We start from the raw sequence: 24,166 nt of genomic DNA, 5'->3' as shown, positions 1-24,166 counted from the left end.
GGCCTCTGTTGTATTTTTTAGGGTCTAAAAACCATCAAGATGTCGGGTTCTTGGTAGCACTAGGTTTAAAAAGATACCAACAACCGCACCTAAACCGATGCCGCTAAATGCAACGCCTCCAAAATCAAAGGTCATACCACCAATGGCAAAAACCAAAATCATTGAGACGATAATCATGTTGCGAGGGTCTTCTAAATCCGTTTTTTCTCGGATCAAAGTGCCCATGCCGATTGAGGCAATAATGCCGAAAAGAAGAAGCATAATCCCACCCATTACCGGTACAGGTATGGTGGCGAGAAGCCCACCTAATTTTCCTACAAATGCTAATACAATCGCAAAGATTGAAGCCCATGTCATGATAGCAGGGTTGTATGCTTTTGTAATCGTGACGGCTCCGGTAACTTCTGAGTAAGTCGTATTTGGAGGTCCGCCAAAACATGATGCCAAACTGGTCGCTAATCCATCTCCGAGCAGTGTATTTTGAAGACCAGGCTTTTTGAGATAGTCATATTTGGTGACTCGACTAATCGCTAGGATATCTCCAATATGTTCCACCGCCGGCGCAATAGCAATCGGTAAGATATAGATAATAGCTTGCCAATTGAGTTCTGGAGAGACAAAATTTGGCATTGCAAACCATGGTGCGTTGATGACACTGTCAAAACTAATAATACCATAAAACAACGAAATTACATAACCCACAACGATGCCCGATAAGATTGGCAACAAGCGAAAAATACCCTTGCCCAGTAATGAGATGAGCAGTGTTGTGGTTAATGAGGCCAATGAGATGACGATGGCTTGGTTGAAGGGAACTAAGACGATAGCACCATCTCCGGTTTTACCCATCGCCATGTGTACGGCTACAGGAGAGAGGATGAGTCCGATGGTCATGATAACCGGACCGACAACGACAGCAGGTAAGAGTCTATGAATAAAAGCAGAACCTTTCCATCTAATGGCAAAACTCAAGACGACGTACAGAAGTCCTGCTGCGATGAGTCCAGACATGGTTCCTGCGATTCCCCATGTTTTGACACCATAAATAATTGGCGCAATAAATGCAAAAGAGGAAGCCAAAAATATCGGCGGTATCTTTTGTCTATTGATGACTTGAAATAACAACGTTCCAAGACCGGCTGTAAAAAGTGCCACATTAGGATCAAGACCTGTTAAAATAGGCACTAAAACCAAGGCACCAAATGCCACAAACAAAAACTGCAAACCCACAATGCTGTCTTTCCAGCGAAAGTTATAGTCTGTACTATTCACGCATATCCTTTGTATAATTTTTGAGATAGAGTCGTACCTCCTTATCGATTTCAAATACTTCTGCCAATGTATTGGCTTGGGTATCTTGAAAAAACAAGCAGGCTTGCTTGTTGATTTTTGCGATATCAAGGATATTGATTTGCCCTTTTAAAAACGCTGCGACTGCAATCTCATTGGCCGCGTTTAGTACCACGCCTCTTTGTGGATTTTTGACAATCTCTTCTTTCATCTCCCATATCGGGTAGCGTGCTGCCTCAATCTTTCTAAAATTGAGTGAGCCGACCTCAAGTAAGTTGACATGTGGAAGAATCTGTTCCTTGACATCACCGAGGAGTGCAAATGAGATAGGCAGCTTCATGTCTGCCACAGCCATGTGGGCGGTGGTACTGCCATCTACGAAGTTAATCATAGCATGAATAATCGAATTTGTCTCGATAATTGCGTCTAAATTTTCACACCCATAGAGCCATCTTGCCTCTAAAAGCTCAAATATTTTATTGGTCATCGTAGCGCTATCGATGGTAATTTTTTTACCCATAGACCAATTGGGATGTTGTAGTGCCTCTTTGGGGGTCATGCGTGCTAATTGTTCTATTGGAGTATCTCGAAATGCCCCACCGCTAGCGGTAATGGTCATGGAATGGGGTTTTTTATTTTGCAAAAGGTACCAAAGCCCGAAATGTTCACTGTCAATGGGAATGATTTTGGAAGTATCAAGGAGGTTTCCTGCAACGACAAGTGATTCCTTATTGGCAAGGGCGAGACGTTTCCCTAATTTTTGTGTCAATATTGAAGGAGCTAAACCACTAAAGCCCACCAAAGCGTTGATAAGGAGGTCACTTTGGCTCTTTTCGATGACTTCTAGTAGTCCCTCATCACCATAAAAGACATGATCATGATGCACGTCTTGGACTAACTCTTTATCTTTGATACAGACATAGCGAGGGTGAAATTCTTCGATTTGCTGATTCAGTAGTGCGACATTACGGCCCGCTGTCAGTGTTTCTATGGGAAGAGAGAATCTTCGTGCGATATTGAGGGCGTTGACTCCGATGGACCCGGTTGATCCTAAAATAATCACTTAGAGTAGCCCTCGAAGCAAAACGAGCATAATGATGGAGGCAAACATATAGCCATCAATTCGGTCTAACATGCCACCATGTCCCGGGAAAATATCACCGCTGTCTTTGACATCGGCGTCTCGCTTGAGATAACTTTCAAATAAATCACCCCAAACAGAAGAGAGTGCGGTGAGCAGTGATATTACTAGTGCTGGCACGAAGGCAACACTACCAAGACCAATGATGGTACCGAGTATCGTAGCAGATAAAATACCTCCTAGGGTGCCTTCCCATGTTTTGTTGGGTGATGTTTTTGAAAAAGGCGTTTTCCCTATTCCTTTGCCGATGATATAAGCACCGATATCAGAACTTGCAACGACAACGATAAGCCAAAGCAGTGCATAGACGCCAAAGTCTTTATAGAGTGTGAATAAAAACAGCATAGGGATTGTTGGATAAACAAATGGTGCTAAAATTTTATAATTAATATCTTTTTTGTGTGCCATGATGGATAAGGCAATGATAATGACGACAAAGGAAATATCATCAGGATTGGGATAGATATAAGCTCCCAACCAAATCGCTAAGGCATAGGCAAAGAAGCTACTATTTTTGTATCCAAAAAGTGCCATAGCTTCATAAAATGCAATCAGATAGGCTACGCCTAAAATCGTCCAAGTCAGTAGAATATTGTCGGCTATAAATACCCCAAAGACTAGCAAAAGTAGTGCCAAAGTGGTTAGGGTGCGGCTTTTGCTCGTGTTATAAATCTCTTTAATGTTCATAGTGTGTCCCATTATTTTTTTAGTATTCTACCCAATCTATCGTGTGGTTTTGCTTATGCTTTGATGTCAAGATGCGGTGATGGTGGCACATCTTCTGTGACTTCTTGCGTATCATGATGCGCTTTTGTCTCTGGATTTTTGGGGGAGCTTTCTTGTTCTTCTTCCTTGTCTTGTTCTTGGTTTTTCTCTTTTTCATGTTGGTTTTGAGGATCTATTTTATAAGTTTCTTCTGTGGGTCTTATTTCGGTGACTTCGACCTCTTTGTCATCCAAAGCAGCCGCAGCAATAGTATTTTGCATATCAAGTCTATTTTGGAAATTTGTCTGTTTTGTCGCGAGTGACGGGGTTGCTTGGTTCGCATACGTGATTGCGCCGATTGGACCTATTGCCATAACATACTCCTTTGGTTCACATACCAAGAAGAGACATCGTTGTTACTCCTTTGATACGCTTATTGTTTTATAATCCACATAATTAACATGAGCCCCTTCATTGATTCTGACATTCCTTCTTTGTGTATAATCGACCAAATAGAGACCTTTTTTATCCACGCTGAAATCAACACACAATTGTGCCGCAAATTCCAAAACATTGTTGGGAATATTTTGCTTGTTGGTTCTTATTATAACATGTGAAGAGGGAATATCTTTCATGTGAATCCAAATATCTCGTTTTTTAGCCTCTTTGAGTAGCTCAATATTACCTTTTTCATTCTTGCCTAGCATGATTTTAAAGCCCTCAATATAGAAGCTTTCATAGGAGGTTGGCATATTTTTTGATTTTTTTTGTTGCTTCTGTTTTGGGGCGAGGATATTGAGTTCCATGGCATCTTTTGCATGGGCGATTGCGTGTTGCATTTTTTGCAAAAAAGCAATCTTTTCTTCTAAATTTTCTCGTTCAATATAGAGTGATTTGGCCTTTTTCTTGAATTTTTTTGAGCTAGAAAACAAGATATTGGCCGCTTCTGTGGCATTTCTTGCCTCTTTGGGCAGGGTGATTTCCACTGCGTTTCCTTCAAAATCGTGCAAGGAGATGTGGGTTTGATAGTTTTTGATGCTCTCTAAATTGCTGAGGATGAGTGTGCCCCAGAAATTGTATTGTTGGGCTTTTTCTATCAGACTCTCTTCATTTTCTAATTGTTGTAAAATACGTTGAAATTTGTCAATTTTTTTTTGGATATTTTTGATGCGTTGGTTTTTCATCGCTTGTAAGCGTTGTGTTGCTCTTGTATGGTACTGCTCAATCAAAAATTCTTCCATATTATCAATGATTTGGGGAGTCTCTTTGATCTCAAAGGGAGGCAAATCTTCTAAAGTTTCCCCTACTTTGACGCTTCTAGAGGATACACTGCTGTCAATATGTCGCAAGGCTTCGATGACGTGGTGGGTCTCATCTACGAGGATGCAATTGGTGTTTTTGCCTGTAAATTCAAGGATTAGCGAAGTGTTTTGAATTTTGTAACTGCTACTTGCCTTGGTCATGATAGTAAGGACTCTGTTGTTTTCTTGAACTTCGATTTTTTCGATTTTCGCACGGGAAAATCTTTTGTTTAGTACTACATCAAAAGGGGCATTATAGACTTTTGCTCGGTTGTAAACTGCTTTTTTGAAAACATACGCATCCCCTTTTCTCATATCAAAAAAGAGGACTTCATCTGCATCAAAGACAATCTTGATAATCGTATCATCAACACGCTTGATGGTACTAATGGTTTTAAATTTTTGTAAATATTGTGATATTTGGATTAAAGTACTTCGTTTCATGAAGAAATTATATTATAATTGTCCTAAAAAGGAGATGCGATGCTCATAGATTTTGATGAAAACACTGACGCTTATCGGTTGATGCGACAGGCGGTAATACCCCGCCCTATTGCCTGGATTGTCACAGAAGATCACGTGGTTAATATTGCTCCATTTAGCTATTTTATGGCGCTGACTTCCACCCCTGCGACGATGATTGTTTCAATCGGACACAAGCGCAATGGTGAGCCTAAAGATACGCTTAAAAATATCAGAAAGACAAAAAAATGCACGATTTGTATCCCGCAAGATAATCAACTCGAAATGATGCATTTTAGCTCTAAAGAGTTGGATGAAGAGACGAGTGAAGCAACGCTCTTTGATATTCCGCTTGAAAAAAAGTTTCAAAATTATCCCAGTATGATTCAAGGTGCGCCGGTTGCATTTTTTTGTGAACTCTATCAGGAATTAGATATCAAAGGCAGTGCACACAAGCCCCTCATCGTTGAAATCAAGCACATGTATCTTGAGGATGCCTATATTACCAACAAAGAAAAAATGCATTTTGAATTTCCCGCAATTGCACGTATTGGAGGAGATTATGCTCACTTAGGCGTCACGATTAAGGCTCCGATAATTCCGTGATAATTTTTTAAAGATTTTTTTGATAAAATCAAGATAACATTCTAGTTAATACGAAGGAAAAGATAATGGGTCAGACGATTACAGAGAAAATATTTAGTGCACATGTCGGACATCCCGTAAAAGCCGGGGAAATCATCCGTTCTGATATTGATATGATTATTGGTAATGATATTACAACACCGATATCCATCAAAGCATTTGAAGAGAGTGGTGTTAAAGAATTGGTCAATCCTGATGGATTTAGTATCGTGATGGATCACTTCATCCCGGCAAAAGATATTGCAAGTGCCAATCAAGCAAAGATTAGCCGCGATTTTGCGTATAAACACAACCTCAAATACTTTTTTGATGAAAAAGATATGGGAATTGAGCATGCTTTGTTGCCAGAGAAAGGTTTGGTCGTCCCCGGAGATGTTATCATCGGTGCGGATTCTCACACGTGTACGCATGGTGCTCTTGGAGCATTTTCAACTGGTATGGGCTCGACTGATATCTCTTTTGGGCTGATTACCGGAGGCAATTGGTTTAAAGTGCCAGAAGCTATCAAAGTAGTCTTTAGTGGGAAACCTGCTGATTTAATCTATGGAAAAGATTTGATTTTGGAAGTAATCCGCCAAATTGGAGTGGATGGTGCACTGTATAAAACATTGGAATTCACCGGAGATACCCTTCAATATCTTGGCATGGATGATCGCTTTTCACTGTGTAATATGGCCATTGAAGCGGGTGCAAAAAATGGCATCATTGCTGTGGATGATATTACGCGGGACTTTTTGAAAGATAAAAACCTAGCTCGCCAACCAAAAGAGTTTTACTCTGATGCAGATGCCACTTATGTACAAACTATCGAGATTGATGTCACGAAACTAGAGCCCGTTATCGCTTACCCACATCTTCCTTCAAATGGCAAGCCTCTGAGCCAAGCCGTGCATGATGAAATTGCCGTAGATCAAGTCTTTATCGGCAGCTGTACCAATGGTAGATTGGAAGATTTACGTATTGCTGCGAAAATTCTAAAAGGCAAAAAAGTCGCCCAAAAAACTCGACTTATCATCACACCGGCAACGCAAAAAATCTCGATGCAAGCACAAAAAGAGGGCTTGGTTGATATCTTTATCGAAGCAGGAGCGGTGTTCTCCAATCCGACATGTGGCGCTTGTTTGGGCGGTTATATGGGTATTTTAGGTAAAGATGAGGTATGTATCTCTACTACCAATCGTAACTTTATCGGACGTATGGGAGATCGTAGTAGTAAAATTTATCTTGCCAACTCCGCCATCGCAGCAGCGAGTGCGGTGAGTGGGAAAATCACTGACCCTAGAAGCTTATGATTATACCCTTACCTTGTGTGATTATCGCAGGTGGGAAAAGCTCACGCATGGGGAGTGACAAAGCATTGCTCCCTTTTGGTGGGTTTTCAACACTCACAGAGTATCAAATACAACGCAACCAATCAGCGTTTCAGGCCTTGTATGTGAGTTGTAAAGATCGCAGCAAATTTGATTTTGATGCTAATTTTATTGAAGATGTGAAAACATTCGAGGCGTATTCTCCACTTGTGGCACTTTATAGTATCATGACAAAGCTACAAACCCCTATTTGTGTGCTGAGTGTGGATACGCCTTTTGTGACATCTGATATTTATAAAAAAATGTATGATGTCTTCGATCATGATAGTGATGCGGTGATTGCTCGCACGGGAGAGCGTACTCAGCAATTGTGTGCCATTTACTCTTGCTCATTGCTTCCAAAAATAGAAGAGAATCTTAACAAAAATCAACACAAAATTCAAAATTTATTTGAAAATTCCAATATAAAATATTTGGATATAAAGGATAGTGCTCCTTTTCTCAATCTCAACCGACAAGAGGATTATCAACATGCCTTAGCACTGATGAAAGAGTCTCAATCATGATAGATCCATTGACGACGCTTCCCGATGCTCAGGATTTAGATGCGCTCTTAGCAAATACAAAATTTCCATCTATTTTCAAGCTGGATATCAAAAATTTTAAAAATATTAACCTTAAATATGGAGATGAGTGTGGGGATAAGGTCCTCCAAACGTTTGCCCATAATCTCAAGGCTTTTGCAGCACCGCATGATATGGATGCATTTCGTCTTCACAATGATGCTTTTGTGCTGTTGTCAAAAGCACCTTTTGAGCTTGAAAAAATTGAATCACTCCTGATAGAGATTCCGGAATCTTTACAACATAAAAAGATTATCTTTTCCGGTAATGACGTGGTGATTTCTTACAATATGGGGATTAGTATTGACCATTTTAATACCCTTTTAAAAGCTGATATTGCCTTAAAAGTTGCCAAAGCGCAAGACCAAGAGTACATGACCTACTCACTCTTTGCCAAAAATTTACTGGATGAAAATGCAAAAGCATTGCAACAATTGATTGCCACGGCTATTGAAAAAGAGCGGATTAGCCCTTATTTTCAACCGGTGGTAGATGCACATGGAAATAGAGCGTTTTGTGAAGTATTGACGCGTTTTGATGATGCTGACAATTTACAATCACCGATACTCTTTTTTAATCTTGCCCATCAGTTTGGACGTTATAAAGAGCTTCTAGAAGTGATGTTACATAAATTAGTGACCATCCTCGAACAAAAGCCAGCAACTGTGAGTCTTAATATCAGCCAACAAGACCTTGAAGATGAAGCGATTTTGCAGATGATGCTATCCATCTTAAGAGAGAAAGATATCCTTTTTGAATTGGATATAAAAAACTTCAAAGACGATGCCAATGCGTCTATCGCCAAACTTAAAGCAGCGGGTATCAAGGTGCTTTTGGATAATGTAAAAAGCTTCGATGTTTGTGAGGGAATTGATTTTGAAGCGATAGATTTTATTAAATTGCATCCAGATACGACTCGCGAGGTGAATATCCAACAATATCAAGACTTAGTCGGAACACTCAAACGCTATGGCAAACCGATGATTGCTACGGGTATTAATTCCCAACAGAGTTATGAGATTGCCAAAGCAATGGGTTGTGAGTATTTTCAAGGATTTCTCATAGCACGACCTAAAAAGGAGATTTGATGATTAGACATATTGTGTTTTTTAAGCTAAAAGAGAGCAGTGCTGCGAATAAAACGGCAGTAAAAACGAAGATTTTATCTTTAAAAGGTAAGATTGAAGGGGTCCAACATATTGAGATGGGTCTCAATTTTAGCAAAGAGACGCGGGCTTATGATCTCGCTCTTATAGTAGATTTTGATACATTATCAGCTTTGCAATATTATGCGACGCATCCACAACATCTTGAGGCTTTAGGTGCTATTAAAAATTTGGTAGAAAAAACACATGTAGTTGATTACGAATTATGAAAAAATATTTATTCACGTTTCTTCTTTTTGGTTCTATCATGATGTATGCTAGTAGTGCAACAAAAGCCTATCTAAAGGCGCAAGCTTACGAAAAAAACGGCGATTTCAAACAGGCGATGATTTATTATAAAAAAGCAGCTGCCTTGTCCATGCCCCTTACTATTGTGGAAAATAATGCCAGCACAAAGAGCAATCCTGATGCTCCGATTGCTGAGTTTGGTGTCAATCATATTGACGGTTATAAAAATCGTTCTACAGATAAGACGGTACAGCAAATTATCGAATCAAATTTTGATATCAAAGCGTACAAGATGAACTATCTCTTACCTCTGACTTATGATTTTGTGAATCATGCTGGCAGGAAGGACACCGAGACCAAATTTCAAATCAGTTTCAAAAAGAGTCTTGCCAAAAATCTGCTCGGTTTGCAAGATGAATTGTTTTTGGGATATACGCAGACTTCATGGTGGCAAACAAGCGCACCATCTTCTCCTTTTAGAGAAACCAATTATGAGCCAGAACTCTTCATGATGATTCCCAATGCGAATGAGCAAAGTGCCTTGAAAGCTTATAAAGTGGGCTTGGTGCACCAATCCAACGGTCAAGGGGGCTTGGCATCACGATCATGGAACCGTGTCTATGTGAGCGCGGCATTTCAAAAGTATGGATTTTTTATTATCCCAAGGGCGTGGTACCGTTTGCCGGAGAAGAAAAAGCGCAATATCACCGATCCAAACGGCGATGATAATCCCGATATTTATGATTATCTCGGATATGGGGATGTGACAATCTCTTATCCTTATAAGCAAAACTTTTTCACCCTTTTAATACGCAATAACCTAAAATTTGACAGCAACAACAAAGGGGCGATTCAGTTTGATTGGACGTTTCCGATTAAAAACGTCAAAGATATGTTTGGCTATATTCAGATTTTTAGCGGTTATGGTGAGAGTTTGATTGACTATAATAAAAGAAATGACAGAATCGGTATCGGTTTTGCGCTCACACGATAAGAGAGGAGGTTGCAGATGGTAGCAATCGCGACTTCTTTGGGGTTGAAGATTCTCCCCCTTTATATCACCATTGTGCTTGGCTATGTTGTGGTGCATTTTTTTGGTGCTCGACGTGAAAACATGGCCTCTTTGTTGATTTATATCATCGGACCAGTTGTGATATTTTTGGCCTCATATAAGGTCAAACTCAATCTTGGTGTCGTCTCTTTGCCCATTCTTCTCTATCTTCTAAGTAGTTTTTTGGCGCTCATTTCACTCAAATTTGGAAGTCTCTTTTTTAGAGATAACACCAAAAATATACTAGCGTTCACAGCCGGTACGGGTAATACGGGATATTTTGGCATTCCTCTTGCTATTATGTTGCTCGATGAGGGCTTGGCTAATATTTATATCTTTACCGTGCTTGCCTCACTGTTATATGAGAGTACGGTCGGATTTTTTGTGGTGGCTAAGGGGCACTATAGTATCAAGCAGAGTTTGATTAAGGTGGCAAAACTACCTTCAATTTATGCGCTCATCTTGGGGTTAGTTTTTAATCTTGCGCACATCGAATTGAGTCATGATCTTGTGGCGTATCTGGATTATTTTAAAGGAGCCTATGCTATTTTAGGTATGATGATGATCGGCATGGGACTCAAAGGTTTGGCGCATGTGGGCATTGATAAACTCTTTATGGGGGTCGCATTTTTTATCAAATTTATCATCTATCCTGCGATGGTGTTATTGCTCATTTGGATTGATAGTATGTTTTTTCATTTTTTCTCTATGGATTTGTATCGGGTGATGTTTATCTTCTCCATTGTCCCCATGGCTGGCAATACCGTCGCTGTGGCTTCGCTTTTAAATGTGCATCCTGAAAAAGCCTCACTTGCTGTTATCTTAAGCACGGTGATTTCGATTGTGAGTATCCCTGTGATGCTGGCGTTATTTATGCCTCAATATTGAGATACGCTCTCATACGTCTGATGCCTTCACTCATATGCTCAATGCTTCTTGTGTAGGCAAATCGGATGTACTGATTGGTTCCATTTTGTCCAAAATCAATCCCCGGAGTGGCAGCGACGTGGATATCATGAAGCAAGCTTTTGGCAAATTCAAAACTATCATCGCTATATTTTGACACATTGGCCCAGATATAAAAAGCCCCCTCAGGAGCAGCGTCAATCTCAAAGATCTGCGATAATTGCTCATAAAGATAATCCCGTCTCTCTTTAAAGGCTGCTTTGACTTTGGCTTGATACTCCTCATCAAAAGCTTCCAATGCGCCATATTGGCTGAGTGTTGGAGCGGAGATAAAGAGATTTTGGCACACTTTTTCTGCGGCTTCACATTGGTGTTTGGGTACGATAATCCAACCCAAACGATTTCCCGGGACGCAATAGTATTTTGAAAAACCATTGATTACCAAGACATTATCGCTAAATTCTAGCGCACTTCTCGCGTCTTTTTCATAAGTGAGGCCATGGTAGAGTTCATCAGAGATAAAGGCAATATCGTTTTGTTCACAATATGCGATTAATGCTTTGAGATTGTCATCATGATAGAGATTTCCTGTTGGATTTCCCGGAGAGGAGATTTGAAGTGCATCGAGTGGGTGTTTTTGTAAATCGGCCACATGAAGTTGAAAATCATCATTTTTATCGATAGGCATAAATACCGGATCAATATCCAAAATTCTTGCAAAGTTTCGATAACAAGGATATGAAGGATCAGAGAGTCCCAATTTGGCTCCAGTTTTTAAACTCAGCGCATAGGCAATCAAAAAAGCGCCACTCGTACCGGGTGTTAAAAATATCTGTTTAGCATCGACGCGTACCCCGTATGTTTTGTAGTAATGCTTGGCAATTTTGAGGCGCAAATCATACAATCCCAAACTCTCAGTATAAGCAAAGTGGTCCGCTTGAATCGCTTCAATCATCGCGTGTTTGACTTTTGGAGAAGGGGGAATATCGGGTTGTCCTACCTCAAAATGTATGGCATCTTCATATTGGAGGGCATCACGCACTATATCCATCACAATAAATGAACTCATCTGGGAACATCGCATCTATAATCCTTTTGTGAAATCATAACAAACATTTTATAAAATGTTTGATAAAATAAGAAAAAAAGGATAGGTTTTTATGCAAAAATTGATAGAAAATCTTGAAAAAAATGGTTTTAGCGTTCATAGGGTGAAAAACAAAGAGGAAGCTTTGGCGTTGGCAAAAACATTTTTACAAGGCGTGCATACAGTGGGGCTTGGAGGTTCCACCACGGTGAATCAAATCGGATTATTAGATTATTTACTAGAGCAAAAAGAGATAAAAGTCTCGAACCAATACGAAAGTGGCATCAGCATGGAGGAGAACACCCGAAGAAGACGCGAGGGCATGTTGAGTGATTTGTACGTCACAGGATGTAATGCGATTACCCAAGAGGGTGAGTTAATCAATGCCGATGGTAGCGGTAATCGTGTCGCGGCACAAATATTTGGCCCCAAAAAAGTATTGATTATCGCAGGCGTCAATAAAATAGTGCCGACACGTGAAGCGGGATTTGAGCGCATCAAAAATGTCGCCGCTCAAAAAAATATCGATCGCATGAATACCAAAGCATTGGAGATGGGCAAAGAGCCTCGATACAATTGGAACAATATCGCAAACAAATTTGCCTACATCAATGGCGATGAACCAGACAGAACGCATATTATTTTAGTCGATGAGTCATTGGGTTTTTGAGACACTCTTTAGATGAGGGTAAAACTCGATATAATGCAGCAGTTATTTAATAAGGGAAAAGGGTAGATGAAATTAACACATTTAGATGAAAAAGATAGACCTAAGATGGTCGATGTCTCGGACAAAGATGATACAACACGCATTGCCGTAGCCAGTGGGGTCATCAAGATGAGCCCGGACGCTTATGAGATGATTGTCTCAGAGAAAACAAAAAAAGGGCCCGTATTACAAACCGCAGTCATCGCCGCGATTTTGGGGGCAAAACAGACCAGTTCTTTGATCCCGATGTGCCATCCCTTGATGTTGACATCGGTGAATTGTGATGTGGATGAGTTGCCAGAACTTCCAGGTTTTAAACTCACCGTCGCGACAAAACTACGAGGACAAACCGGAGTTGAGATGGAAGCCCTCACGGGTGTGAGTATTGGATTGTTGACCATTTATGATATGGCTAAAGCCATCGATAGAACGATGGTGATTCGTGATGTTATGTTAGAAGAGAAAAGTGGAGGCAAGAGTGGCGTATTCAAAAGAACTTAAATTAGAATATCCCTTGTCGTGGGAATATAAAATTATTTTAGAAAAAGAACATGACGCTGCGTTGATCAGCAAAGAGTTACTCAAAGATCGTGATCACCGTGTCAAAAAATCTCAAGATAGCACAAAAGGTAAATATTCAAGCCATGCTTTGCAAGTTGTGGTTCATAGTGATGAAGATAGAAAAGCTATTTTTGATGCCTTAAAACAGCACAAAAAAATCAAATTTGTACTTTAAGGAGACCAGTAGATATGGAGTCAGCACAAACAATTTTCGCCAATACAATAAAAGAAAATAGAGACAGTCATCAGTTTTTAAAGATTTTGCAAGATGTCAGCTTTGATCTCACCAAACAGAAAATACAACGATTAAAGGATGACAAAAAAATCCGTGATCGGGTGGGGGAGCTTTTTGATCTTTATTGCATCACTTTAGAGCAAGAGAATGCCAAAAATGCTAAGAATATTGCAGCGGTTATCACTGGATTATTGCGTGCTGCGAGCTATGATAAAGAGGAATTTCTCTATAAAACCATCTATGAAAAAGAGCAAATAGAAAAATCGATTCAGACACAAAAACAGAATATCAAAGAGACGATTACAGGGACGTATTATGTGCTAGAAAAACATATCGATTCACTTCCTGAGGACACTAAAAATGTAGCATTTCGTGCTCTCAATGATACAAAACTCAATGCGCTTGAGATGCTCGGAATCTTGCGAGAAACAACAGAAGAGGCACTCTTGACGACGCTAGAGCAGGGTAGTTATATTACAGAGACGACCTTGGAGATTACCAAAAACCTCACTTTTCAAGCAATCAATGATGGAGAATTTAACAAAAGAAGATTTTTAGACATTGCCAACACGATTATGGATGTCACCTTGGAGATTGCGCAAGAAAATATCAATCATTCACGTGAGTTGATTGATGGTGCGGTTGATGGGGTGAAAGAGGGGATTGCAAAATCGATTGATAAATTCAAAAATGATATTAAATTTGCTCCCGAAGAGGTCGAAGATGTGCTGGGTAAAAGTTTGGCTGAAACCAAAAAAGAGCTTCTAAAAGTCGAGGATGAGTATATTGAACTTCTAAAAGATATCAGTGCCCAGTATGATGAACAGATACAAAAAATACTGTATGAAAAAGTTGAAAAATATAGTAGTGCTGTGGAACGATTAAAACGAGCAACCCATGAAGCCACAGAAGCAATTACTTCACGAGTGGAAGAGTTAAAAGATGAAGTCTCTATCGATGACCTTAAAGATTTGGCGAGTGAAAAACTCGAATCTTTGAAAAAAGATGTCAACTCTCTCGAAGAGATTGCCAATAAAAAGATAGAATCCCTAAAACAAAATGAAACTGCCAAAAAAGCGACGGCTGAAGCCAAAAAATTAGGACTTCGTGCTTGGGAAGTGGCCAAAAATATGTTGGATAATGCGGTGAAAAATGCTAAAGACAGTATCAAAAAAGATGATAAATAACGCGCTAATCCTACTTTAGTGTTTGTAAAAAAGTGAGCAAATCATCCATCTCTTGCTGGCTTAACCACTCAAAAGAAGGCATCGTCGAGGTGCTTTCTCCTGCTTCATTTGTACCGCTCCATGCTGCATTGGTTTGATTGTCATCACGGTAACTTTTCATGATGACTTTGCTAGGATGGATGAGGGATTCTTTGAGATAATTCAAATCATATAATCCTCCAGCAAACGAGAGATCAGGAGCCATATCTTCAGGTGCTCTTTTGACATCTTTGTAACGATGGCAAATAGCACAGTTTTCATAAGCTATCTTCGCCCCTTTAGCGATATCTCCTGTAGCTTTCATATTGAGTCTTTCACGAAGGGTGTCATTGCCGTGTTCACCTGATAATTGTATGGCAATCCACGGCGAGAGGTATTGGGTGTGATTGTTGTCGTTTTGAAAAGTGAGATGAGAAGAAAAAGAGATGGCAAAAACACCACTATTGAGATTGTTTATCGTGCTTTTGAGAACCCTCGTAAAACTAGCAAGATAATACCCTTTTTTATAGATTAGATGCATTGTGTAATCTTGAGTGAGAGGGAAGAGTTCTTTGATATGCTCTGGCCCTTGTGCTTGAGATAATCGGGTGCTTTCACTGATATTTGCATCTTGGAGTCTTCTTGTGGTTGCATTAATCTCTTCGTTTGCACGCAGGGTATAAAGTAAAACAGGAGCATCTTGGTAGCCCATATTCACATAAGGCAATCCCTCTTTGGGGATTTGCACCGTAAAATTTTCACTCAAAATCGTCGTGGTATTGTTTTCTTTTGGGAGTAGGGGTGCTTTCCATTTGAATAAAATTGCAACATTTTTGCCATCATAGAGGGCTTTTATGGTGGTGCTCTTTTTTTGATTTTGGGTTGAAATATTTTCTTGAGTGTTGTGCGGACGAAGCGGATAGCTGAAGATGGTCGTACTGTCGGTACTAATCCATGCTTTAGAATTAGGAGTAATTCCAAAGACATCGCCTGGGACTAAAACGGCTTTGATGGTTGTGGCATACACCAGGGTGCTAAAACAACAAAAAATTAGGACTAGGCTTTTTTTGATAAACATCATGGAGTGCTCCATCTTTATGATTTGATGGAAATTATACTATAAAATTGTTTGGAAGTGTTTTAGAAGAGACCGAAGTCTCTTCTAAAGGGGTATTCTAGTATCTATATCTTAAAGATAGACGGATATCTTGTGCATTATCAACAAAGCCCATGCCTTGTGCTGCTGCTTCAGATTTTGTCAAAGGAGTACCGGTTGATCCAAAGAACATATCGCTTCCGGTATAGTCATAATCAATATAAGTATATCGAATTTGTGCGGTTAAGAATCTATCAAGAACTGGGAAGTTGTAGTAGATTTCATACGCATTACCTCTAGTAGATAGTTTAGAGCCTATGAGAGTGTCTTCACCGTAAGTGAAACTTCTCCAGTATTTACTACCGTGGTTGTATTCAATACCGATTCTATCGTTATCAAAGAAACCTGGCATTTGAACACCTACATAAATAGAAGTACCGGTTTCAGATTTTGAAGAACCTAACATGCCTGGTCCTGCAGACACCATTCCTTCTTCACTTGCAATTGTATTTGTAACACCTTTTGGATGTGTAGTACTCCAGGCAAATGATGCAAAGGCTGTCGTGTCATCAAGGAAATCACTGATACCATCACCAATACCATCAACTTGTAATGAAAGGGCACCACCTGTTAAATCGCCAACATCTTTTAGATGCATTGAAAAAGTGTCATCTGTTGGATCCAAAGGTGTTCCAGCACCACCTACCCTTGTAAAGTCTGCGCCCATCATGTTCCAACCTTTGAACCAGTTAGCCATGACCTTGTATTGACCATCATTATAAAGTTGTGCTAACAGTCCTGCTAAGTCCATATTAGGTGCATAATATTGACTTACTCCTTGTGAATAAGGAAGTGCTAATGATGTTGCTCCAGCATATGATAAGTTACTTCCATTAAATCCTGTGAAGGCTGGATATTTTCCATTTACATTTGAGTTTCCTCTACCCAAACAAAGTTTGAAGTACATACCTGAAACACCGGTGTATTTTTCAACATTGACCATGAAACTAGCACCATCAAATTCCATATTGATATTGTGACCAATTGGAGAGGCAGGATGCGTATCATCTTCTCTAAGATTGGTTAAAAATCCAGTCACAGAAGGTCTTCGACCAAAACTAACAGTATATGGCATATCCCCTGCTTGACCTAGGTATAAGAAGTAGGCTTCTTTGACTCTTAAAGTAGTATCACTTGGTGTTTCACTAGAATACCAATCCATATTTTGAAAACCATTCAATGCAGCTGTGTTGTTATATCCAAATGTTTTATACATGCCCAAAGCCCCTCTAAAGACTAAATCATCTCGAGGTTGTGCGGCCATATTTAAGATTAATTTATTGGTCCAAATACCATTTTTTACAGTACTATTAGCGCCGGCTGCATCGCTAGTTCCGTAACTAATCGCATCATATGCCGTTCTAAAATCTGCACTGAATTTTATATTATCATGAGCATCGTGTGCTTTGACTTCCAACAGTTGCGATTTTAACGCTTCTATATTAAATTTTTTTTGAGTATTTTGTAACTCTTTCATTTGAGCTTTTAGTGCTTCGACTTCCGCTTTCAAATCTGCATCTTGTGCGGCAAACGCATAAGAACCAAAAATTGCTCCAATCAGCAATGGAGCGACTAATTTTTTCATTCTAAACCTCCGAATAGTTTCTAGGATAACCCTATTTTAAATTGATTACAAATCATAACCAAAAAACGCAAATTCCCTCATAAAATCTATAGCCCACCACGCAAGTGAATAGATATTTACATTAGCTTTTGAAATCATACCCTAAGAAAGATAAAATTTAATTGAAATTTACATAAAAATGTAAAAAAAAATTTACTTAATGCAAAAGTGGCCTGTCGGGCATATTATAAAAAATGATATAATTCAAAATAATTTTTAAGAAAACTGGAGAAACGATTGATTTTAAGTATTGAAAGCAGTTGTGATGATAGTTCGATTGCCATCACACGGATTTGTGATGGGGCACTGCTGTATCATAAAAAAATATCCCAAGAATTAGATCACAGTGTTTATGGCGGCGTCGTGCCAGAACTAGCGGCCAGGCTTCACGCTCTAGCCCTTCCCAAAATTTTGGAAGAGACCAAAGCCTATTTTCCCGAACTCAAAGCGATTGCTGTGACCAATGAGCCTGGACTTAGTGTCTCATTGGTGGAGGGTATTGTCATGGCCAAGGCACTCAGCGTGGCGTTGAAATTGCCGATTTTGCCAATTAACCACTTAAAAGGGCATATTTACTCATTGTTTTTAGAACAAAAAACGCAGTTTCCTTTAGATGTGTTATTGGTTTCAGGAGGGCACACGCAAATCTTGCATATTGATGATTATGATCATATCTATATTATGGCGACAACATTGGATGATAGTTTTGGAGAGAGTTTTGACAAGGTATCCAAAATGTTGGGGCTTGGATATCCGGGTGGCCCGATAGTAGAACAATATGCAAAAGAGGGGAATGCCCAAGCTTTTAACTTTACCGTGCCCCTTTCAAATTCACCCAAAATGGCTTTTAGTTTTTCAGGATTAAAAAATCAAGTACGACTCTGTATCGAAGCGCATACGCCGATGGATGATACCCTTCGCGCAGATATTTGTGCCTCTTTTCAAAAAGTGGCCATTGCTCATCTGATGCAAAAATTAAACAAAGTGTATAAAAATAAGCCATTACGCCATCTGGGTGTTGTCGGCGGAGCGAGTGCCAATTTGAGTTTGCGTGCAGAATTGGAAAAATTTGTCCAATCTCATGATGCGCAATTGCATGTCGCCCCTTTGGCGTATTGTTCTGATAATGCTGCGATGATTGGACGCTGTGCGATTGATGCGTATAAGCTGAAGCGATTTGTGCCAATGGATCAGATTTTGGCACATCCAAGATCGAGTGAATTTATAAAATAATGTCATAATTATGTTAAGATTTCTTTAAGAAAACATATTTTTTTTACCTAATTTTGACTCATAAGAGCTTTGATACCTGATTTTCATTATAATTCACAAAAGTTTTAATAACTTCATTAAGCTATATAGGGAAAGGGCACATTGGGGAATCTTTTAGATTTTGTGCCCTAAAATCTTTATTTCTAATTCTAAATCAATGCCATACTTTTCAAAAACACGTCGTTTTGCCTCTTCGATGAGGGTGATGGCCTCTTCATACGTTCCTCCACCGAGATTGACTAAAAAATTTGCATGCGATTGGCTAAATGCCATATTTCCTACTGTTGCCCCTTTGAGTCCGACATCATCTAAGAGTTTGCCTGCATACCTATGGTCTGGATTTTTGAAGCAACTGCCGGCACTTGGTAGATGGGGTTGATTGTCTCTAAATTGTCGAAACATCGCCAACAATGAAGTATCAAAACCTTTTATTTTTTCAAATTTAGCTTCAAATACGATGCCCTCAAAGTGCGTCTTGCGATAGCCATAGGTAATATCTTTTTTTTGAATCCAACCGTGCTCGGTTCTCATTGCGATGAGGTGGTTGAAAATTTCCCATTCTTTGAGTCCCGCATTCATTTTGACCATACCACCGAGGGTTCCGGGAAGTTTTTGCATAAGCTCAAAGTGTGCGATATCGTGCCTCTTTGCATATGAGAGTATTTTGCCACTCATCGTCGCCCCACCGATATAAAGATGCGATTCATCTTCGTGGATAAAATCAAAATTTTTGCCAAGCATCGCTAGTTTCGGAGGATTGGGCGCAATCAAGAGATTATTAGCGCCACCCAAAAGAGTCACATCCGGATACGCGGCAATCGTATCAATCACCTCGACATCGACCACAGGGCCGATTTTGATACTGGAAAATGTTGAAAAATCGATTTGCTTTGTCATCAAAATATAAAGGTGGGAATCATCGTGATAATCCGAGTCGTAAACTCAATCATGAGATTCATCATCCAAGGCATCGTAAAAATCGCCACGAGCACGACCACAATAATCTTAGGCACAAAACTGAGGGTCATTTCATTGATTTGTGTGGTAGCTTGGAAGATACTGATAGCCAGACCGGCGAACAAGCCTGCTAATAACATCGGCATCGATAAATAAAGGGCGATTTTAAAGGTTTCGACACCGAGTCCTATTAGCTTGGCTTCCATGCTAAGAGTTCCTTATGCTTTCGTATTCTGTGGGAATCATCAAATCTCTTGCTGTGATTTTTGCATCATAAAATCCATGATCATAGCCAATCGCAAAGAGTTTATCAACCGCACTGAGTTGTGCTTCATCCATAGAGATAGATTTAGCATTGGCATACAAGGAGAGATAGGTCTCAAGCGTTTGCGCATCGACACGGATTAATCCCCGTTGCAATAACATTTTAGAAAGTAATTTTTGATTATCATGAGCCACTTGTACCGCTTTGGTGAGAAGTGCTTCGTATTGGATGGCTTGATTGAGAGGGATGGACCTTCTTATTGCCATACCACCCAAAGGCAGAGGTAAATCTTCTTTGCAAAGTTCGCGCCAGACATCCCAAAGTTCGCGTTCAACCTCTAGATTTTCATCAAAATCCAGGATACTTTCATGAATCAAAACACCCGCGTCCACTTCTCCTTGAATGACCGCATCTTCTATCTCTAGAAAATTTTTGTAGACGATTTTCGCATCCGGATAGACGATTCTAAAGAGTAGGGCATTGGTCGTGTGTTCCCCACTCAAAGCGACTTTAAAATGGCGTTTGAGTGTTTTATTTTTTTGTTTGATGAGTTTAGGACCGTATCCTTCTCCGAAACTTACAGCTGTACGCAAGAGGGCATACTCGTCTCGAATTTTTGGATAGAGTGCAAAACTAATGGCACAAATATCATAAATATTATTTAAAGCTTTTTGATTTAACGTTTCAATATCTAAGGCGATATTTTGAAAATTCGTATCAGGTGCGCTGACCCAACCGAACTTGATGGCATAATACATAAAAATATCATCGGCATCGGGTGAGTGGGCTACGGTAATGTTTCTCATAGAACTCCTTTTGTATGCGATAATTCTATCACTTTTTTATTAAAACTTTTATTGCGCCGAAGATTAAAAGGGCTTTTTTAAGCACAAAGTGATAAAATATATACAAAAAGTATCTTAAAAAACTGAGAGACTTTTTGTAAAGTGTAAGCGTTGGATTTTACAAAAAGTCTACAAAGGAAATCAATGAAAATCGACGAAAACAAACAAAAAGCAATGGACCTGGCCATTAAGCAAATCGACAAAGCTTTTGGTAAAGGGTCGCTTGTGCGATTAGGTGACAAGGTAATCGAGCCCATCGATTCTATCAGTACGGGTTCTTTAGGATTGGATTTGGCTCTTGGTATCGGGGGCGTTCCAAAAGGAAGAATAATCGAAATTTATGGACCTGAGAGTTCAGGGAAAACAACCCTCGCGCTGCAAATTACCGGAGAAGCTCAGAAAAATGGCAGCATTTGTGCTTTTGTGGATGCAGAACATGCTCTGGATGTAAAATATGCCAGCAATTTAGGTGTGGATGTGGAGAACCTTTTTGTTTCACAGCCTGATTTTGGTGAGCAAGCACTTGATATTGTTGAAACATTAGTGAGAAGTGGTGCTGTTGATGTGATCGTGGTTGACTCGGTTGCGGCATTGACGCCAAAAAGTGAGATTGAAGGGGATATGGGCGATACCCATGTAGGACTTCAAGCCCGACTCATGAGTCAAGCCTTGCGTAAATTAACAGGGGTTGTCAGTAAAATGGGTGTGACGGTGATTTTCATCAACCAAATTCGTATGAAAATTGGTACGATGGGATATGGCTCTCCTGAGACGACAACAGGGGGAAATGCTTTGAAATTTTATGCCTCTGTTCGGATTGATGTGCGAAAAATCGCGACATTAAAACAAAGTGATGAGCAAATCGGTAACCGTGTCAAAGCCAAAGTCATCAAAAACAAAGTGGCTCCGCCATTTCGTCAAGCGGAGTTTGATATCATGTTCGGTGAAGGTATCAGTAAAGAGGGTGAAATCGTCGATTACGGCGTGAAATTGGATATTGTTGACAAAAGTGGAGCCTGGTTTAGTTATGGTGAAAAACGATTGGGGCAAGGACGTGAAAATGTCAAAGCACTTTTAAAAGAAGATAAAGAGTTAGCGGCAGAGTTAGAGGATAAAATCAAAGAAGCGATGGGAATGACACCTATCAACATAATCGAGGAGATAGAGGAATGATCTACATAAACGAAGTATTCGCCGACGAAGTTTTGGATAGCAGAGGAAATCCTACAGTGAGAGCAACCGTAATCTTAAGTGATGGTATTTCTGCGAGTGCCGTCGTGCCAAGTGGTGCGAGTACCGGAAAGCGTGAAGCACTAGAATTGCGAGATGGTGGTGAGCGATACATGGGCAAAGGGGTGTTAAAAGCGATAGAAAATGTCAATGTTGAAATCGCAGATGAATTAATAGGCCTCGACCCGTTTGACCAAGCCGATATTGATAATGTCATGAAGCGACTTGATGGTACCCAAAATTATGGCCGACTTGGAGCAAACGCAGTTTTGGGCGTTTCGATGGCTGTCGCACGAGCATGCGCCAATAGCCTAGGCATGCCATTGTATCGCTATCTCGGTGGGGTCAATGCCCTCACACTTCCGACTCCGATGTTTAATATTATCAATGGTGGTAGCCATGCTGATAATAATGTCGATTTTCAAGAATACATGGTGATGCCACTACATTTTGACTCGTTTGAAGAAGCCCTTCGTTCTTGTTCTGAAGTCTATCATCATCTCAAAAAAATCATCGCATCGATGGGTGAGAGTACTGCTTTGGGTGATGAGGGTGGCTTTGCTCCCAACCTCAAAAGCAATGAGGAACCATTGAAATTGATTATGCAAGCCATCGAAGCGGCTGGTTATAAACCAGGTAGTGATATCGCGATTGCTCTTGATACTGCAAGTAGTGAATTTGTGTGTGATGGTGGATACCGACTCGAATCTGAAAAACGCACACTCAATAGTGCAGAATTGGTGGATTATTATGTGGACCTTTGTGAAAAGTATCCTATCGTTTCGATTGAAGATGGTTTGAGTGAAGATGATTGGGAAGGATGGAAAATCATGACCGATAAACTCGGTGGTAAAATCCAACTCGTGGGTGATGATTTGTTCGTCACCAACAAAAAAATACTCAATGAGGGGATTGAAAAAGGTATTGCAAACTCAATCCTTATCAAACTCAATCAAATCGGAACCGTTAGCGAAACGATGCAGACCATCCGCCTTGCGCAACGTAATGATTATACTTGTATCGTGAGTCACCGAAGTGGTGAGAGCGAAGATGCCTTTATCGCTGATTTTGCTGTGGCCATGAATGCGGGACAAATCAAAACAGGTTCTACGGCAAGAGGCGAACGTACGGCAAAATACAACCGACTTTTAGAGATTGAGCGTGAACTTGGATATGGTGAATATTTAGGAGAAAAACTCTTTAGTTAGAGCACGATGAGCACGATTGTAAATGAACTCGATAACGGCGCAAAGAAGAAGTTTGATACGCGTTTTTATTCAAAAGTGGTATTGCTGCTACTGGCCGTTATCGTCTTTGGTGTTTATGTTGGAAATGTGCTGTTTGGAAAAAGTTCGCTCGAAGTGTTGCTCGGGTTGCAAGAGAGTCGTGATACTCTCAAAGCGAATGTACGAGCGATTAAAGCAGAAAATGCACTGTTGCAAAAAGATTATTTTGAACTCAAACAACTCGAACCGACCAATTAGAGCCTTGAGAGATTTTGTGATAATGAGGGATATGGTATGCGAAAATTAGCTTTTATTTTATGTTTGTCATTGGCGTGTGTTGCAAGGGACAATCCCTTTCAAGCGGTTGAAAATATAGACCAGGCAACACATCAAAAAAGTACCAATGAGAGCTTTAAAGAAGCGACGATGACGCTACCTGATAGTGCACGGATTATGAAAAGCGTCGCCATCTCTTATCAAAATCTTGATGGGTCCATTGCGACAAAAACCGTAACCGTCGATAAAAGTATTGATTGGCATGATACCTTCAAGCTGGGGATAGCAGGGAACATCTCTTCTTATCATGAAGTGGCTGCGCCACCTGATGCAGCCCCTGAGCACAATATGACAAAAATAGATAAGCCTGCTCCTATTGTAGCGCACTCGCAACATTATAAATTTAAAGATTTTATCCAATTTAAAATCATGGGCAAAGCGTTGATTGTTATGACAAAAGACAAGCTGATTCGCAATTTTTTAGTCAGTAAACCGTATAAAGTAGTGTTGGATTTCAGAAGAGATGCGCGTTTTCTTACGAAGACATTCAAAACAGATACTACTCCGTTTGTCTCAATTGTTTTAGGTAATCATGATCGGTATTATCGTGTGGCAATTACACTCGATGGGCAGTATGGTTATACCCTAAATAAAGAGCAAAAGGGTGAATATCGCATCACCCTTAAATAA

Annotated in this window: 27 protein-coding genes; 16 read left to right on the top strand and 11 right to left on the bottom strand. The window is 40.0% G+C overall.

Annotation, left to right across the window (positions count from 1 at the left end; genetic code table 11):
* Positions 1-24 precede the first annotated feature (24 nt).
* The 5 genes from SFB89_RS11785 to SFB89_RS11765 are packed head-to-tail and all read right to left on the bottom strand — an operon-like array spanning position 25 to position 4,881.
* Entirely contained in the window at positions 25-1,272 is a 1,248-nt protein-coding gene (locus SFB89_RS11785; protein WP_331774888.1) for a uracil-xanthine permease family protein, read from the bottom strand.
* The gene (gene dxr / locus SFB89_RS11780; protein WP_331774887.1) at positions 1,265-2,353 is read right to left on the bottom strand and encodes a 1-deoxy-D-xylulose-5-phosphate reductoisomerase; all 1,089 of its coding nucleotides are present in this window, start codon (positions 2,351-2,353) and stop codon (positions 1,265-1,267) included. The genes SFB89_RS11785 and dxr overlap by 8 nt, the downstream gene beginning before the upstream one ends.
* On the bottom strand, positions 2,354-3,118 hold the full coding sequence (locus SFB89_RS11775) for a phosphatidate cytidylyltransferase (protein WP_331774886.1): 765 nt from the start codon (positions 3,116-3,118) through the stop codon (positions 2,354-2,356). It abuts the gene before it with no gap.
* Between the two features lie 53 nt (positions 3,119-3,171).
* The gene (locus SFB89_RS11770; protein WP_331774885.1) at positions 3,172-3,510 is read right to left on the bottom strand and encodes a hypothetical protein; all 339 of its coding nucleotides are present in this window, start codon (positions 3,508-3,510) and stop codon (positions 3,172-3,174) included.
* A gap of 42 nt (positions 3,511-3,552) precedes the next feature.
* Positions 3,553-4,881, bottom strand: coding sequence for an NFACT RNA binding domain-containing protein (locus tag SFB89_RS11765; RefSeq protein WP_331774884.1), 1,329 nt, complete (start codon positions 4,879-4,881; stop codon positions 3,553-3,555).
* Between the two features lie 39 nt (positions 4,882-4,920).
* On the opposite strand from SFB89_RS11765, the gene SFB89_RS11760 reads away from it, so the two are divergent.
* The 7 genes from SFB89_RS11760 (at position 4,921) to SFB89_RS11730 (ending at position 10,810) form a co-directional block, all read left to right on the top strand.
* On the top strand, positions 4,921-5,505 hold the full coding sequence (locus tag SFB89_RS11760; RefSeq protein WP_331774883.1) for a flavin reductase family protein: 585 nt from the start codon (positions 4,921-4,923) through the stop codon (positions 5,503-5,505).
* 65 nt (positions 5,506-5,570) lie between these two features.
* Positions 5,571-6,836 carry a 3-isopropylmalate dehydratase large subunit gene (gene leuC / locus SFB89_RS11755; RefSeq protein ID WP_331774882.1) on the top strand — a complete coding sequence of 422 codons (1,266 nt, stop codon included), beginning with the start codon at positions 5,571-5,573 and terminating at the stop codon, positions 6,834-6,836.
* A complete protein-coding gene (gene mobA, locus SFB89_RS11750; RefSeq protein ID WP_331774881.1) occupies positions 6,833-7,420 on the top strand; it encodes a molybdenum cofactor guanylyltransferase MobA in 588 nt (195 codons plus the stop codon). The genes leuC and mobA overlap by 4 nt, the downstream gene beginning before the upstream one ends.
* Positions 7,417-8,565, top strand: coding sequence for an EAL domain-containing protein (locus SFB89_RS11745; RefSeq protein WP_331774880.1), 1,149 nt, complete (start codon positions 7,417-7,419; stop codon positions 8,563-8,565). Before mobA ends, SFB89_RS11745 begins: the two co-directional genes overlap by 4 nt.
* Positions 8,565-8,852 carry a Dabb family protein gene (locus tag SFB89_RS11740; RefSeq protein ID WP_331774879.1) on the top strand — a complete coding sequence of 96 codons (288 nt, stop codon included), beginning with the start codon at positions 8,565-8,567 and terminating at the stop codon, positions 8,850-8,852. Before SFB89_RS11745 ends, SFB89_RS11740 begins: the two co-directional genes overlap by 1 nt.
* Positions 8,849-9,865 (top strand): phospholipase A, encoded by a 1,017-nt coding sequence (locus tag SFB89_RS11735; protein ID WP_331774878.1) that lies wholly within the window; start codon positions 8,849-8,851, stop codon positions 9,863-9,865. Before SFB89_RS11740 ends, SFB89_RS11735 begins: the two co-directional genes overlap by 4 nt.
* A gap of 15 nt (positions 9,866-9,880) precedes the next feature.
* Entirely contained in the window at positions 9,881-10,810 is a 930-nt protein-coding gene (locus tag SFB89_RS11730; protein ID WP_331774877.1) for an AEC family transporter, read from the top strand.
* Here SFB89_RS11730 and SFB89_RS11725 read toward each other — a convergent pair.
* Positions 10,794-11,912: a pyridoxal phosphate-dependent aminotransferase gene (locus SFB89_RS11725; RefSeq protein ID WP_331774876.1), complete on the bottom strand. Its 1,119-nt coding sequence runs from the start codon at positions 11,910-11,912 to the stop codon at positions 10,794-10,796. The two genes, SFB89_RS11730 and SFB89_RS11725, sit on opposite strands and share 17 nt — an antisense overlap.
* A 76-nt stretch (positions 11,913-11,988) precedes the next feature.
* On the opposite strand from SFB89_RS11725, the gene SFB89_RS11720 reads away from it, so the two are divergent.
* From SFB89_RS11720 to SFB89_RS11705, 4 genes are all read left to right on the top strand, one after another.
* Complete coding sequence (locus tag SFB89_RS11720; RefSeq protein WP_331774875.1) at positions 11,989-12,585, top strand: lactate utilization protein; 597 nt, start codon at positions 11,989-11,991, stop codon at positions 12,583-12,585.
* A gap of 66 nt (positions 12,586-12,651) precedes the next feature.
* A complete protein-coding gene (moaC, locus tag SFB89_RS11715; protein WP_331774874.1) occupies positions 12,652-13,125 on the top strand; it encodes a cyclic pyranopterin monophosphate synthase MoaC in 474 nt (157 codons plus the stop codon).
* The gene (locus tag SFB89_RS11710; protein WP_331774873.1) at positions 13,103-13,360 is read left to right on the top strand and encodes an HP0495 family protein; all 258 of its coding nucleotides are present in this window, start codon (positions 13,103-13,105) and stop codon (positions 13,358-13,360) included. Before moaC ends, SFB89_RS11710 begins: the two co-directional genes overlap by 23 nt.
* 14 nt (positions 13,361-13,374) lie before the next feature.
* A complete protein-coding gene (locus SFB89_RS11705; protein ID WP_331774872.1) occupies positions 13,375-14,607 on the top strand; it encodes a hypothetical protein in 1,233 nt (410 codons plus the stop codon).
* A 10-nt stretch (positions 14,608-14,617) separates the two neighbouring features.
* Here SFB89_RS11705 and SFB89_RS11700 read toward each other — a convergent pair whose 3' ends face one another.
* Complete coding sequence (locus SFB89_RS11700; RefSeq protein WP_331774871.1) at positions 14,618-15,706, bottom strand: c-type cytochrome; 1,089 nt, start codon at positions 15,704-15,706, stop codon at positions 14,618-14,620.
* A gap of 94 nt (positions 15,707-15,800) precedes the next feature.
* Entirely contained in the window at positions 15,801-17,366 is a 1,566-nt protein-coding gene (locus SFB89_RS11695; protein WP_331774870.1) for a DUF3373 family protein, read from the bottom strand.
* A 276-nt stretch (positions 17,367-17,642) separates the two neighbouring features.
* Between SFB89_RS11695 and tsaD the strand changes: the two genes are divergently transcribed.
* The gene (gene tsaD / locus SFB89_RS11690) at positions 17,643-18,638 is read left to right on the top strand and encodes a tRNA (adenosine(37)-N6)-threonylcarbamoyltransferase complex transferase subunit TsaD (RefSeq protein WP_331774869.1); all 996 of its coding nucleotides are present in this window, start codon (positions 17,643-17,645) and stop codon (positions 18,636-18,638) included.
* 153 nt (positions 18,639-18,791) lie between these two features.
* On the opposite strand, the gene SFB89_RS11685 is transcribed toward tsaD, so the two are convergent.
* From SFB89_RS11685 to SFB89_RS11675, 3 genes are read right to left on the bottom strand one after another with little or no spacing between them, the layout of a single operon-like run.
* On the bottom strand, positions 18,792-19,574 hold the full coding sequence (locus SFB89_RS11685) for a UDP-N-acetylmuramate dehydrogenase (protein ID WP_331774868.1): 783 nt from the start codon (positions 19,572-19,574) through the stop codon (positions 18,792-18,794).
* A complete protein-coding gene (fliQ, locus tag SFB89_RS11680; protein WP_331774867.1) occupies positions 19,574-19,840 on the bottom strand; it encodes a flagellar biosynthesis protein FliQ in 267 nt (88 codons plus the stop codon). Before fliQ ends, SFB89_RS11685 begins: the two co-directional genes overlap by 1 nt.
* Position 19,841: 1 nt before the next feature.
* Positions 19,842-20,705 carry a menaquinone biosynthesis family protein gene (locus tag SFB89_RS11675; RefSeq protein ID WP_331774866.1) on the bottom strand — a complete coding sequence of 288 codons (864 nt, stop codon included), beginning with the start codon at positions 20,703-20,705 and terminating at the stop codon, positions 19,842-19,844.
* A gap of 189 nt (positions 20,706-20,894) precedes the next feature.
* On the opposite strand from SFB89_RS11675, the gene recA reads away from it, so the two are divergent.
* Genes recA through SFB89_RS11655 form a run of 4 tightly spaced genes read left to right on the top strand, consistent with a single transcriptional unit; the run spans position 20,895 to position 24,166 of the window.
* Positions 20,895-21,917, top strand: a complete 1,023-nt coding sequence (gene recA, locus SFB89_RS11670) for a recombinase RecA (RefSeq protein ID WP_331776089.1) — start codon at positions 20,895-20,897, stop codon at positions 21,915-21,917.
* Positions 21,914-23,182, top strand: coding sequence for a phosphopyruvate hydratase (gene eno / locus SFB89_RS11665; protein ID WP_331774865.1), 1,269 nt, complete (start codon positions 21,914-21,916; stop codon positions 23,180-23,182). Before recA ends, eno begins: the two co-directional genes overlap by 4 nt.
* Positions 23,183-23,188: 6 nt before the next feature.
* Positions 23,189-23,458, top strand: coding sequence for a septum formation initiator (locus tag SFB89_RS11660; protein WP_331774864.1), 270 nt, complete (start codon positions 23,189-23,191; stop codon positions 23,456-23,458).
* A gap of 36 nt (positions 23,459-23,494) precedes the next feature.
* Positions 23,495-24,166, top strand: coding sequence for an AMIN domain-containing protein (locus SFB89_RS11655; protein WP_331774863.1), 672 nt, complete (start codon positions 23,495-23,497; stop codon positions 24,164-24,166).

Source organism: Sulfurospirillum sp. 1612, from assembly GCF_036556685.1.
In the GTDB taxonomy this organism is placed as follows: domain Bacteria; phylum Campylobacterota; class Campylobacteria; order Campylobacterales; family Sulfurospirillaceae; genus JAADIZ01.
Note: the sequence above shows the minus strand (reverse complement) of the source record. Positions and strands in the feature narration are given on the sequence as shown.